Source organism: Thalassobacterium maritimum (assembly GCF_031127805.1).
In the GTDB taxonomy this organism is placed as follows: Bacteria; Verrucomicrobiota; Verrucomicrobiia; order Opitutales; family Coraliomargaritaceae; genus Thalassobacterium; species Thalassobacterium maritimum.
In genome coordinates, this window is record NZ_JARXHW010000022.1 from 61,100 (window position 1) to 74,388 (window position 13,289).

General features: G+C 52.2%; 7 protein-coding genes. 4 read left to right on the top strand and 3 right to left on the bottom strand.

The window, feature by feature from the left end; all coding sequences use genetic code 11:
• Position 1: 1 nt before the first annotated feature.
• Both QEH52_RS10745 and QEH52_RS10750 read right to left on the bottom strand, forming a co-directional pair.
• Positions 2–3,451 (bottom strand): hypothetical protein, encoded by a 3,450-nt coding sequence (locus QEH52_RS10745; RefSeq protein WP_308950372.1) that lies wholly within the window; start codon positions 3,449–3,451, stop codon positions 2–4.
• A gap of 170 nt (positions 3,452–3,621) precedes the next feature.
• A complete protein-coding gene (locus QEH52_RS10750) occupies positions 3,622–5,757 on the bottom strand; it encodes a glycoside hydrolase family 5 protein (protein WP_308950373.1) in 2,136 nt (711 codons plus the stop codon).
• A gap of 296 nt (positions 5,758–6,053) precedes the next feature.
• Here QEH52_RS10750 and QEH52_RS10755 point away from each other — a divergent pair, with 296 nt between their 5' ends.
• Both QEH52_RS10755 and QEH52_RS10760 read left to right on the top strand, forming a co-directional pair.
• Complete coding sequence (locus QEH52_RS10755; RefSeq protein WP_308950374.1) at positions 6,054–7,655, top strand: MFS transporter; 1,602 nt, start codon at positions 6,054–6,056, stop codon at positions 7,653–7,655.
• Between the two features lie 50 nt (positions 7,656–7,705).
• The gene (locus QEH52_RS10760; RefSeq protein ID WP_308950375.1) at positions 7,706–8,785 is read left to right on the top strand and encodes an SGNH/GDSL hydrolase family protein; all 1,080 of its coding nucleotides are present in this window, start codon (positions 7,706–7,708) and stop codon (positions 8,783–8,785) included.
• A 456-nt stretch (positions 8,786–9,241) separates the two neighbouring features.
• Here the strand turns inward: QEH52_RS10760 and QEH52_RS10765 are convergent, their stop codons facing one another.
• Complete coding sequence (locus tag QEH52_RS10765; protein ID WP_308950377.1) at positions 9,242–10,744, bottom strand: sialate O-acetylesterase; 1,503 nt, start codon at positions 10,742–10,744, stop codon at positions 9,242–9,244.
• Positions 10,745–10,870: 126 nt separating this feature from the next.
• Between QEH52_RS10765 and QEH52_RS10770 the strand changes: the two genes are divergently transcribed.
• Together QEH52_RS10770 and QEH52_RS10775 are read left to right on the top strand one after the other, a co-directional pair.
• Entirely contained in the window at positions 10,871–11,254 is a 384-nt protein-coding gene (locus tag QEH52_RS10770; RefSeq protein WP_308950379.1) for a hypothetical protein, read from the top strand.
• A 151-nt stretch (positions 11,255–11,405) separates the two neighbouring features.
• Positions 11,406–13,187: a sodium:solute symporter family protein gene (locus tag QEH52_RS10775; RefSeq protein WP_308950380.1), complete on the top strand. Its 1,782-nt coding sequence runs from the start codon at positions 11,406–11,408 to the stop codon at positions 13,185–13,187.
• Positions 13,188–13,289: the final 102 nt, after the last annotated feature.

The window sequence follows — 13,289 nt, forward strand, 5'->3', positions numbered from 1 at the left end:
ACTATAATTCATCTTCAGTTAACCAGCGAATAGAGATAATTTGATATTTCCGACCGAAACTTAGGTTGTCCGCATGCAACGCCGGATCCACTGCGGCATCGCCTCCTTCGCTCGGCGGCCGCACATAGTCTGGCAAACGCTGCACCAGCGCTTCACACCAAGCTCTGGACTTCACCGACGACGAAACTGGATCCAAGACATCACCATACGTTCGAATGCGAAAGGTATCACTCCGCGCGGAGAGGTACTGCCCGATGCGAGAAAGCACGTCCCCCTGTAATACATGGCCAGGGAAACCACTAATGAAGGAATCCAGCTTATATGCGCTGTCCTCCATAATATTGGCATCGTCTAATGTGGGTTTATCAAAGATTGTATCCACACGCCCGTCGTTCACCGCAACATCCAGTGCGGATTGCAAGGCTCCCTTTAAGCCCAGCCCGTATGTATCATTTCCGCTGGACACTAAGCGACGATTCACAAAATCCGCCATGGAAAGAAACGGCCCGCGTAAAACAACTTGTCTGACCATTTCCTCAGACAGGTCTTGAATCTCAGCAGCCGTCAAATTGCGAAAGCCTGCCCAGGCATTCTCGTTATTCGCCGTCGCAGCCGCATTCGATTCTCCAATACGTTGCAAACTACGCGCAAAGGGAGCCGTTAAATCCGCACTATCCGCCTCATCTCCTATCGGCACACCACTCAAACTAGCGAACCAGGCTTTCCATGCTTCCACCGAGGTGGAATTAATATTAAAGGCCCCCTTAGACATCAAATTCGCTGCAGCCATACGACTGTTCTCTGAACGGCTCGGATTACCGTCACCTCGAAATTTTGTTTCATCGTCGTGCGGAACCTCAGCCTGACTACGAAAGGGCTGATAGCGATGATTGACCAACTGATCGTTCTCAAAATCAAAATCTCCAAGTGCCGGATAGGTCGAAAAGTAGAACCGGTCCCACAGCGCATCATTCCATAAATAGGAACCATCATAATGATATCCAGAATACCCCGCGCCGAAGACTTGATCACGCGCCACACCGGGATTTGGATACGAATTCGATAGCGTGTAATTGCCCTGCCAGGCTTGAACCGTCGTCGCATTCTGCACATTCGCACCGTACAAGGCTTTCATACTGGAATAGCCCTGCCAATTGATCCGATCGACATAAGCCATCGTATTGAAGTGCTGCAATTGTCCCAACGAGCTCAAGCCGATCCCCGGTTCGGGATATTCATAAAGCAAATTGGTAAACCCCAGGTCACTGCCGATGCCAGGCGGCGGCGCGGTATCATAACTACTCACACCTGAATTCACTGGGCCCCATCGCACATTGGTCAAACTACCGCTAGGCCGCAGCAGATTCGCGCCGATATACTTCTCATTCCCGGGAAATCCTGTTTTTACATAGCCCCGTGCCCACTCTTTTAAATGTGTGCCAGATGTAAAACCATGAAAGCCAGTGATCATGGACATCCGGTAATTTTGCTGCAGAAAATAAGCGCGTTGAAAAGTGCCCTGCGACAGGTCCTCCAGACGAAAATAACTGCCCCCTCCCACTCGCAAGCCCGAATCAACAGGATATACCAAAAAGACATTACTGGAATCATCGCCCGTCGAGGGGTAATGCGGCGAAACCGAATGGACTAAACGGCGATCCCCCACTGTTGCCTTTTCCGCAGGGTCATAGTCTAAAAACAACTCGGTTAAAATATGTGCTTTGCTAAAAAACAAAGCCGCATGTGTCGTCCCGCTCGGAATCGTCACTCCGGTATCATATACCAAATACGCCGATGGGTCATAATCGTTCACCATGGTCGCTTGAAATGCCGCCTGAGCATTGGCACCTGAGGGGATCAAGTCACCACTGACTTGTAGACTGAATATCTGTGCTTCGCCGGGCGCCATGCCATCACTCTGTAAAATCATTTGAGCGCTCCCAAGACCTGCTCCGGCCAAGCTCACTTGATTCGTATTGGAAAACTCCGCGACCTGCGGATCATCAACATTCGCAGGTGTGCCAAACCGAACATAAGCCGTTTGAGAATCAGTGAACAGCACCGTATATTGGGCAGGCGCAAGGGGCACTGAGTATGGATTGACCAAGACCACTTGTGGAATGATTTGTAATTGAACAGTGCTCCCCACGTTCAAATTATAAAACACTTTCGCCTGACTCACCATAGGCCCAATACCACTTTGCGTGGGCGATTGGAGTCGAGGAATAACCGCCCCCGTATTCGTGTAAACACCAACCGGCGTATCCGTGCTCAAATTACCCGCATTGTGATAGGAGCCAAGCATCTCCCAAGTCGGCGTATACGCCATAATTCCGGGAGCGACGCTGTATTGTTGCCGGCTATCACCATAGCCGGTATCGCTTGGCACCTCCGCATACGCAGTAGTCAAAGGGTTTAAAAAGCGGTTCGAACTCGCCGTCGGCTCAATTACGAAGTAGCCATCCGCAGCATTCACCTCATAAGCCGCAGCTGCTGCAGATTGTAGCGACGCCACATCGGCTTGCCCGAGAATGTATGAAAGGTCCCGCTTCAAGCCTCCGTGTTTCACATCAGCCAATACTCCCCATGAGCTTAGAGTGAGATCATGGAAACGTGAATCGAGCTCATCCATATAGGCGGAATCATTATTGAGAAATGCAAAATCACGTAGAGAAAATATATCTGCCAGGGCTGGATCATTGGGCGTATAGAATGGAGCCAACCCATCTGAACCATCGGTCGTCATCGCTTCAACTGCCACACGTTGCGCCGAAGCCGCACGTCGCAATTGATCGGAAGGCAAGGCAGACTCCGCATATGGGTCCACCAAATTCGCTCGCGCCTTCACTCCCTCATCACCAACCCACCAAGCATAACTACCATGCCCCGACACGCCTAAATCTATCTCCATGATCGGTGCAGTCACCGAACGATCGATCGCCTCGCCCCCCCCAGTCGCATTTCCATCGGGCGTCACCAGTAAGGCATAGCGCTGCCCACCGCTTCCAAGAATCGTGTCCGAAGGCCGACTTGTCGCATTTAAGCCAGTTACCTGATCCGTCGGATTATAATCGATCGCGCCTTCATTGCCACTAACCAACCAACTCAACAGGCTTGGCTGTGCATTGTATCCCTTGGGGTTTTCAGGATCATAGGCCGACGTATTCGTATTGCGCCATACCCCCGTCCATTGACGATTTCGCTGCGCCTGCCAATATGTATCTAACTTCGTCTGAACCGTCGCCCCATCCTCTCCACTCAGCAAGTTCACTGATGCGGGCAGCGATACATCAGCCCGCCCCGTCACTCGCTGATCTGGCCCCGTGTGTTGTTGCAATGCGCCGAGTGCTATGTTCAGCCCGAGCATGGCATTCTGCTTCGCCTCCAACTGGCTTAATGAATCACTCGCCAGTCGCGTCTCCACTCGAACAAAAGCTGTCAGACTTAACAACAATAACAGGACAAATGAAAGAATCCCTAATGATATAATGAGGGCAAAACCACCACTTCGATGGCTTCGACTCTTCTTTACACATAAATGACTGTGCTCAGGGATGAACATTTATACGATCAACTTGAGTGTGGTGTCCGGGCAATGCAAGAAACGTTTGAACATAGCCATTAGCGTAAACGATCCAACTTGAACGGCTTCCCACCCAAGGCTTCTTTGGCTTGTTTGCCCCAGAAAGGAGTCGGCTCATAAGTCCAATCCTTGAGCATGCGGGGGCTGGCACTCGGGTGAAAACACCAGGCGGTCCAGTTTAATTGATACTTCTGAATCAAACCGAGCATCGAAGGCACCCAGCTGTCCCAATCTTCCTGCTGCTCATGCGGCATGAAGTCCATTTTCTTGGCATCTGCACCGACCTCCCCAACAAGGATGGGATACTTTTCAGCGACATTCAGAAAGCTCTTTTGCCAATTACTTTTCCATGGATAGACGTGGGTCGAATACATGACGCCATTCCCGCCATGATCATCCACCGCAAAGCCATTGAGGATACCGGAAAGATCATAGGCATAATCCAAGCCTCCGACGATGACGATATTTTGTGCTCCGGTCTCACGCACCGCATCGACCAAGGCCTGCATGCCGATCGACTCGAAGCCACGGGCGTTTTTCTTCTTATCCTCTTCACTGAGGAAGGCATCTTCATCTCCCTCTTTTTGCTTTTCCGCCACGAAGCCACCATTGCGCCAGACTTCCCAACTGGTTCCATGCGGCTCGTTCATCAGGTCGAACAAAACTGCCGGATGGTTTTTATAGGTGCTTGCCGCCTCTTTCCAGAAGTCCGCGTGAACTTGCCGTGGTGAACGGTAGCGATGCAGATCGAGGACCAGATAAGCACCCCGATTGGCCGTCATGATGACCGCATCGTGAATCAACTTTTTATACGCCTCCCCATCTTTACCAAACCAGTATTCTTCCTTCACCGGCAGACGAATCACATTGCCATTCCATTCATCCAAAACGACCTGGATCGACTTTAAAATATTCTCCCCTCTCGGGTTCCATTCCATACTGGGAACATTCGAGCCCTGCAACCAGACTTCCTCGCCCGCTGCGTTGTGCAGGCGATTCCCAACCACATGCAACTCCGATGGCCAGTTTTCGGGCTGCGCGGCTTCTGCATCCACATGCAGAAAGGCGCGCATCTTATCTTTCTCAGCCTTGACCGCCAACAAAGGCGCCGCATCGACCGGCTTCAGCACCAGGTTGTCCATATCCATGACGCCGGACTTCACATTAAACAAAGCAGGCATGAACTCGAGGGCAACGGCACCTTCCGGAACCAATAAATTGCGGCTGCGGTGCTGCCATCCATCCGTCGATTTCTTACTATATACATCGCCCCCGCCGCTGAGCTTTTTGCCATTCGCATCGAGGAATTTAAGCATGACACGAGCATCATGCCACGGCTCAGTGCCCTTCTTAATATCCGTAAGCCTCCAGTCAAAGGACAGCTCCAGCGCCTGCACATCTGCCGGTAGATCAATGACTGAGTAATACATGACCATCTTGTCCGGATTGTCCGACTGTAGGCGTAAATAACGATTCCCCGCTTCGATCTCGTAGGAGAGCCGATCCTTGAGCTTGCCCCAATGATCGGGCCGGCCGTCGTTGTTCCCATCTGCCTCCAAGCCGCCGTTAGCGATCAAGCTAGCATTTTCCGCTAAAACCTTAGCAGCCTTGCGCTGGCGTTGCTCCATTTTAGCACGCGCCTTCTCTGCTTTCTCCAGCTGGGCGGCCGCTGCGGCCTCCCGTAGTGGGGTCGCAGCGATCGACCGCATCTGCAGATCGTCCAAGTCAAAAACGCCCGCCTTCACATTGAAGAGACAAGGCATGAACTTGAGCGTATGCGCGCCCTCCGGCACCAGAAATGACATCTGCTTTTGCACCCAGCCATCGGTATCGCGATTACTATACGCGGGGCGCGGCTGCCCTTTTAACTTATTGCGATCCGCATCCATGAATTCCATCATGATGCGGGCATCAAACCAGGCCTTTTCTCCACGCTCCAAACCAGTGACCCGTTGCTTCCAGCTAAATTCCAAAGCCTCAACCCCCTCGGGCAATCGAAGCTCGCGATACAGCATCAGCATTTTACCAGGCTCCTGACTGGTCATGCGAATAAAGTAATTGCCAGCTTCATTTTCCCAGCTCGCTCCTGCGGGCTGCGGCCAGCCATCCGGCCAGGATTCAGATTCGGATTGCGGAGAGAAATCTTCCGCGATCACGCTTATTTGAGCAGACAAATGAACAAAGCTCACAAGAGCTAGAAACAAATAAAGCAATCGATTCATAAGGGATTTCAACGAGGGAATGAATTGAATGTGACGGAACTAAACAAAGCGAGTTCAAGCCACAGGCGGGGTCAGGAGAACCACCTTATAAACTCTTAAGATAAGAATGATCTCAAGTCAGGGCTAGTGCAATAGGTTGCCCCAAAGCGCGATAAGGAAACCTATTGCGAAGCCCTGAACTTTCACCGCCAAGCATTCAGGCTCAGAGTGAGACTGAATGACGCCCCTCCCCTTTATCCATTCTCAATATGGCCTTTAAATTCAAAAAAGCAGGTTTTACCGAGATCCCCGAGAAAGACCGCATCCCCTTTGCTCAGAAACTTGCCTTCGCCATGGGCACCAATACCGAATGGATTGGTAGTTCCCTGGTGACGAGCACCCTATGGATGCCCTTCTTCAACATCGGACTGGAGATCAGCCCCATTGTGCTGGGCATCATCCTCATGATCATGCGCGCCTGGGACGCGATCTCCGATCCTTTGGTGGGTAACTTCTCGGACAATGCCCGCACCCGCTGGGGGCGGCGACGTCCCTTCATTTTTCTCGCATCCCTGACCACCGCTGCGCTCTTCCCCTTCATCTGGAACTTCCCCGAGAGCGTCATCAACGGCAGTTCCTGGCTGGTACAAATCGCGGACTACATCCCCTTCCTGAGCGATGAACTAAGCAATCAGGATAAGGCATCCTTTGTTTATCTGACGGCGATCGGGCTCATTTACTTCACCAGTTTCACCTGCTGGTCGATGCCTTACTACGGCCTGCAGTTGGAACTCACGCCCAACTACGACGAACGCACGCGCTTGACCGTCGTCATGACCTTTGTGAGTAAAATACTCTCCTTCTTCGCCGGCTGGGCCTTTGTGGCCATTGTCTTTGTTGGCACCATTGCCAAGGGCGACATGAGTAGTCTGGAAGGCAAGCCGCAATGGATTCAATCAATGGTCGCGGGCATTCAGCCAATGCTCACCAGCTTCACCGGCGACCATCTGGACGACAAGCCGATCGTTTTGGGCATGAAAATCCTTTGCTGGTTCTTTGCACTCTTGCTGTTGATCTTCGGCATCATGCCGGGGCTCTTCGTCAAAGAGCGCTACTACGACAAAGAAGCCAGCCAGCAAAAGCCCGAATCTTTTTGGAAGAGCATCAAAGAATCGGCCACCTGTAAGCCGCTGTGGTCGCTGATAAGTGTGTCGTTCTTTCTCGTCATGGGCTACGCCTCGATCGGCGGGCTGGGTACCTACGTCATTATTTACTATGTATGTGATGGTGACATGCTCCAAGCCGGTGTGATCACCGGGCTCAAAGGATCTGTCCTCGCAGTCACCGGAATCGCGCTGTTGCCGTTTTTCACCTGGCTGGGCGAGAAACTGGATAAGCGCAAAGCGGTGATAATCATGCTAGGCACCTGTATCTTCGGGCACCTGCTCAACTATTTCCTCATGACGCCGAGCATGCCCTATCTGTTAATCATTGCCGGCTTCTTTGAATCCACTGCAATCGGAGCGGTCTGGCTCTTTTTGCCCTCGATGAAAGCGGATGTGGCGGACTGGGATGAAGTCGATACCAAGCGCCGCCGCGAGGGATCGATCAATGCCTTCTACTCTTGGTTCATTAAGACATCACTGGTCGTCTCCATGGGGATCGGGGGTGCGGTGCTCGAATATTCCGGCTATGACGCCAGCCTGGACCATCAGGCCGTGGCAGTCGTGGATAAAATGTTTCACCTATATTTAATTTTACCAGCCATCATGTGGGGCGTGGCCTTACTCTCCATCTGGTATTATCCGCTGAGCCGTGAACGAGCAGCCAGTATTCGTAAAGAACTGGAAAAACGACGTGGCTATGTTTAAGCTACCGCATTAAACAGTTTAACACGCCGTCAAGTAGAAGACTCTAAATAATGACTTACAAACGAATACAAAGCTACAGCCTGGGAATCCTACTTGTGCTGCAGATGTTCTCAACGCTCCACGCAGCAACGATCCCGGCGAACGACCCCAACATCCATTACAGTGGGCGGATCGATGACTCAAGCCCCGGCGAAGTTGTGTTCGCCTACTCTGGAGCCCGCGTGCGCATGGCCTTCGAAGGCGAAAGCATCGGGGCCTACATCGATGATCTGCATAAGAAAAACTCACTCATCGTATTTATCGATGGCCAGCGAGGGGAGAAACTGACGCTAGCGGGCAGTGGCGGCTACTACGAGTTGGCAAAAGATCTCAGTCCCGGGCCACACACCATTGAACTAGTCAAAGCGACCGAAGGCAATATCGGTAACATTCGCTTCAAAAGCTTTGAGTTAAGCGAGGATGGCAAAAGCCTGCCCTGGCCGACTCCGGAAACCCGTCGTATCGAATTTATCGGCGACTCGATCACCTGTGGCTATGGCATCGAAGCGGCCGACCAGCACCAAGCCTTCAAAGCTGAAGAGGAAAACTTTTGCGACACCTACGCCTTCCACGCCATTCGAAAGCTGCAGGCCGACTATTTGGTCGTCGCCCGCTCCGGAATCGGGATACTGCGCAACTACAACGGCCCCGCGGACGGAAGTGAGGATAATATGCCGGCCATCTACGAGCGAAGCCTGTTCAAATCCGAACTCCCGAAGTGGGATTATAAGCGTTTCACACCAGACGTGGTTTGTATTAATCTCTGCACAAACGACTTCAGCACCACTGGGCCCAATGTCCTCAAATTCGAAAGTAATTACACTGAATTTGTGCAACGCATTCAGTCCCAATATCCAAACGCCAAAATCGTGCTGCTACTCGGACCGATGACCAATGACCCCAAAATCAAAACCACCCTCGAGCGCGTTGCCTCGGAAACCAACAAGCCAAACAATCCAGTCTCATTTTTTGAAATGTCGGCACATGGAAAATACGGATACGGTGCCCATTACCACCCCTCTAAAAAACAAGCCGCAGTGAATGGCGCCGAACTGACGAGCTATTTACGCCAGCTCATGGCATGGGATTAAAACTAGGCACGTCTTGCCGTAAACATTTGAGAGGAATTTCTAACTAAGAATATCATCAACCGGCCAGAAAGGCGACTCCCCGCACTGAACTAGATAGTTCAAACGGCAAAGACTATTACTCTACGAATTCTACACACTCCCTTACCGAAAAGTTCATAGAACGCCCGGAACATATGACCGCCGTTACACTTAGTAGAGCACGACCATCTGATGACTCATCAGCTTGAGAACGTGAAAACGGGTGTGACGGTGAGACTCTGTAAACTCAAGCCCAGTCCCCTCCGGTTGCAAGCGAACTGCTTGCAACCGGTAATTCGACTCTCTGCAGCCTGCTGCATCAAAGAAACACGGCCGGTCGAGGAGAAGCCCGACACAGTGATGTGCACGGGCTTCGACCAACAAATAAGTAAGGGCTTTCTCCAAAGCGATGCGTCAGGCAGCACTCAGCAGTTTACTCTAATCGTCCGTACGGAAGGGCGTCACTGGTAACCCATTGCGATCTTGTAAGTTCGCGACGGGATTGATAGCCCAAGCGTAGCGCACAGCCACGGGATTCTCAATGAGTTCACTGGACACTTCGACCGTGTCTTTACCCACAATCTTGGCCTCGGCCCAAACAAATTCCTGATCTTCACCCGCGATGCTGAAGCCTTTCACTTCTTTGACATCGAAGGCATACAAGCCCTGATCAACATGATCGAATTTCAATGTCACGGTATTGCCCTCAACTGACATGGAAGCATAGCGTGGACTGTCACTGGCCATATCATAGCCGTAATCTTTAGCCAAAGCGTGGCGCACTAGACGGTCGGCCACGGTCTGCTTGTCGCGTGGGTGAATGTCGCGCCCCTCACCGGCATCGATGATCACCGCTTCACCGGTATTCGGCAAAGAAAGGGTCATGGTTTGCGCCTCGCGCAGATACGCCCAATTGTTATCTGAAGGCATCGATTCTTCAGATTGAAAATCTGCAAGTTGCACCCAGTAGAACGGAAAATCACCCTGCCCCCAGCGCTCGCGCCAGTTACGAATTAACAAGGGAAAGAGCTCACGGTATTGCTCCGCGCGACCAGCATTTGTTTCGCCTTGATACCAAATCACGCCGCGAATGCCGTATCCGGTCAGCGGATGCACCATGCCATTATAAATATTGGCCGGGCGATGCTGGTTCTTACGTGGGTCGCTGGGCCAGCGCTTACGCGGCTCTGGCTTACCAGCCGCCTCCCAAGCGTGAAATTCTGCAATCTTCTCGGCATGCACTTCATCTGTATAATCCGCAACACGTTGATCCCATGATGTGATATAGTCATCAAATGTGCCCTCCGCAGCCAATACATCACGTGGCACCCATGCTTCTGCTGCGGAGCCGCCCCATGCATTATCAATCAATCCAATCGGCACATCTAAAGCGTCGTTCAAGCGCTTACCAAAAAAATACCCGACCGCAGAGAAATCAGCGACCGAGGATGCGGTGGCCATTTTCCATTCGCCCTTGAAATCGTCCTGTAGCTCTTGTGTGCCATTTTGAGAGACCGTAATAAGGCGGATCTCTGGATGCTCCGCTGTGGCCAATTCCACCGCCGCATGGTTGGAATTTTTAACAGGCCACTGCATATTCGACTGGCCCGAACAGAACCAGACTTCACCAACGAGCACATCTTTGAATTGAAGCGTATTGTTACCGGCGACGCTCAAGGTGTAAGGACTGCCCATCGCCAAAGGATCAAGCTCGACTCGCCATTGTCCGGCATCGTTCGCCACAGTCGTATGCGACTGCTCTCCGATGGTGACGGTCACCGACTCGCCCGCATCAGCCGTGCCCCAGACGGGGTTGCTCTGCTCACGCTGGAGCACCATGTGATCGCCGAAAATACTCGGCAGATTCACATCTGCTTGCGCGGTAAAGCACAGGCAGGAAATTGACAGGATTGCGGGGATACGAGAGGTAATCGTCAACATAAGATGAGCAAAATCCAGCATTCGATGCGACAAGTGAAGCATAAAATGCCACAAATGTCCCAGTTGCAATCGATCAAGCTCGTATCGGTTCTCGCCTTTCATCGCAAAAATGGTCCATGATAAGATATGCTCGATGGACATTTCAGTACACAAGAACAGCGTGAACAATTACTACAGGCGAAGGCAAATACCTTTGGCTCCATTCACAACGACCGCGTCGACGAACTCTCCGAACTCGAATACCTGGACATCGAAATCAAGGAGACCCAAAGCAATCGCCGCAGTCGCAGTATGCCATTCTTCGCGATCGGGGCGGTCACTACTTTCTTTTCTTTTGCAGCCAATACAGCCCTCACGCACCTAATGGGCTTGCTAATGGGCATCGGCGCGTTCTGCGTCGCCGCATGGGTGCTACGGCACCATAACCAACGACTGCGTGTTTTGAAGGATAAACTCAAAAACGAGCAGCAAAGCAACGCAGCCGATCCGGGCCAGCAGCCCCCCGACTAGGACTCTGGCTACAGACCCGGTGCTAGCACCGATTCAATAAATTGCACGATCTGACACGTGTTAGAGCACAAGAAGATGGGGCTCACTGCGGCGAGGCATTAGATACTGCGAATCCTGTTTTATATACAAAATTCGCGAATCCCCCCCGCCCATGACCATCGAATACCTCAGCATCCTCATTTATCTCGTCTTCTTAGTCGGCCTCGGCTTTTGGGCGTCAAAAATGAACTCTTCTGTCAGCGACTACGTAGTGGGCGGCGGCAAAGCCACATGGTGGATGGCAGGCACCAGTATACTCGTGGGCGGGATCAGTGCCTTTACTTTTACCGGCAATGCCTCGGCCGCCTTCCTCTCGGGCCCGACTTTCCTGGTCATCTATGCGGCGGGCTGTTTCGGCTATTTGATCTGCGTCTTTCTGGCGCCTTGGTTTCGGCAAACCCGCGCGGAAACCTGGGCCGATGTGATGCGCGACCGCTTCGGGGTGTCTGTGGAGCAATTTAGCGTTAGCATCTCGGTGCTGACCTCGCCGCTGTCCGGAGCCATCCAACTCTATGCGCTGGCGATCTTCGCCAATGTGCTAATCCCTGAACTGGAAGTGCACTGGTTGATCTTGATCCTTGGTTCGGTCGCGGTCTTTTACTCCACCACCGGCGGTCGCTGGGCTGTGATGGCCACAGACTTTGTGCAAGGTCTGATTATGTTTGCTGTGACTTTGCTGGTGTTCCATCTCTCACTCAAAGCAGTGGGGGGATGGTCCGCCTTCTTCGGCTATTTCAGCGATCCGAAGTTCGCAGAGGATTTTAAATTTATTAAAGAGCCTGGCGCCTTCCCCAAAGATAAGTATTCTTTGAAATGGATCATCCTGATTTTTATCATGCAGATTCAGGGCTACATCAACCTCGGTACCGCGGGACGCTTCCTCACAGTCAAAGACGGCCCCTCGGCGCGCAAGGCCGCCCTACTCGCGGCGGTGCTGACCGCACTCGGCACCACGATTTGGTTCCTGCCACCGATGGCCGCACGCTTCCTAATGGAATCTGAAATTCTCTCAATGGACATCAAGGAGCCCGCCACTGCCAGCTATGCGATGATTGCCATTCACTTGCTTCCCAATGGTCTAACAGGGCTACTACTGGCGGCGATGTTTGCCTCCACCATGAGCTCGCTTGACAGCAGTCTCAACGGCACGGCGGGCGTCATTATTCGCAATGTCATCCCCTTCTTTCGTCGCTTGTTCAAACTCCCCGAACTGCCCGATAAAAATGGACTGCGCTGGTGCCAGATCATCACACTCTTTCTGGGAGCCGCGGTCATGATCCTAGCGATCGGTATGTCGGTGCAGCAAAAATTCGAACTGTTTGAAAGCTTCCTAATGATTACAGCCATTATCAGTATGCCATTGACGATTCCCATAGTTTTGGGCCTGTGGTGCAAACGCTTACATTGGTGGTCCTACTACATCATCGTCGCATTCGCCTCGATGCCGTCCTTGTATTTCTTCCTAGACGAACGCTCAGGCGCACGCGAGTGGTTCATTCAAGACCGTTTACCTTGGATCTACCTAGCCGGCGCCATCGGGTTTCTGCTCAGCCTCCCCCTCTGGCGCTACGCGAAAGATAGCTACAAAGAACGCGTGGACAACTTTTTCACACGCATGCATACGCCAATTGATTTCGACAAAGAAGTCGGCGAAGGCAACGACCACGTGCAGCTCCACATGGTGGGCGTCGCTTCGCTCATCATGTCCGGTATGGTCTGCCTCTTACTCTTCGTACCCAATACGCTGCTACAGCGACTGCAAATCCTCTTTATCGTTTGTTTCATGGGAGGCATCGGTACACTGTTGACCTGGAAGGCCCGAAGCATGAAGCGGGAGCACGCACACAAGACGATTAAAGAGCTAGAGGAAGCCCCCACTCCCGAGACGACCTAATGGCCCAGAGGCTACGCGAAAATATCACGACCAAGGTCAAGCCGTAGCCTCGAAACTCTGTTTCGGGGATGGAGTATATCGCCCCCGGTTCAGAGAACCGAG